This is a genomic window from Chryseobacterium tongliaonense, assembly GCF_041224435.1.
Classification (GTDB): Bacteria; Bacteroidota; Bacteroidia; order Flavobacteriales; family Weeksellaceae; genus Chryseobacterium; species Chryseobacterium tongliaoense.
In genome coordinates this window covers 1-778 of the sequence record NZ_JBGFFD010000034.1, presented here as the reverse complement: position 1 = coordinate 778, position 778 = coordinate 1, and the positions used below count along the sequence as shown (strand labels likewise).

Genomic DNA, 778 nt, shown 5'->3' with positions numbered 1-778 from the left:
TCCAATGCCGATCCCGAAGGTCAGGGAAGAGTTCAGGTACGATTCGACTGGCAGACCAATGACACGACCCATTTCATCCGTATGATGAGTCCTGATGCAGGAGGTACTGATCAGATTACCCAGAACAGAGGTTATGTGGCCATTCCCGAAGTAGGAGACCAGGTGATGGTGAACTTTGTGCACAGCCATCCTGACAGACCTTTTGTCATGGGCGGAATGTTCCATGGCGGAGTAGGCTTGGGAGGCGGAGCAGATAACCGGGTAAAATCCATTCAGACCAGAAGTGGGCACAGAGTGGTGTTTACAGAAGATGAAAGCATCATTATCACCGATAAATCCGGAAATGAGATCCATCTGGATACTACAGGAAGCAATATCAATATCACAGCACCGGAAACGATAAACATTACTGCGAAAAATATGAATATTAATATTGCTGAAAACATCAGTACGACAGCAGGAATGAATATTTCCGAAACAGCAGGAATGAATAAAAATACAAGTGTGGGAATGCTTAATATGCTGAATGTAGGAACCAACTTCATCACCAATGTTATTGGGAAAATGGTAGAAACGATTCAGGGAAATAAGGAGTCTCACACAGAAAAAGACAGGATTAGAGTCAGTAACGGGAAAATAACATCACAAAGTACCGGAACTATCGAACAGCATTCTGATAAAGAAGTACAAAACAATTCCGGAGAGAAATCTAAAAATTACTAGACATGGGTAAGGAAACTTATGTAGGTGGAGATATCATAGAAACTACGGGCGGAAA

The 778-nt window shown here is 42.5% G+C and carries 1 protein-coding gene; it reads left to right on the top strand.

The annotated features are described in order from the left end of the window. Window positions 1-723: phage baseplate assembly protein V (locus AB8P06_RS20620; RefSeq protein ID WP_369844526.1), on the top strand; the 723-nt coding region annotated here is incomplete at its 5' end. Window positions 724-778 lie beyond the last annotated feature (55 nt).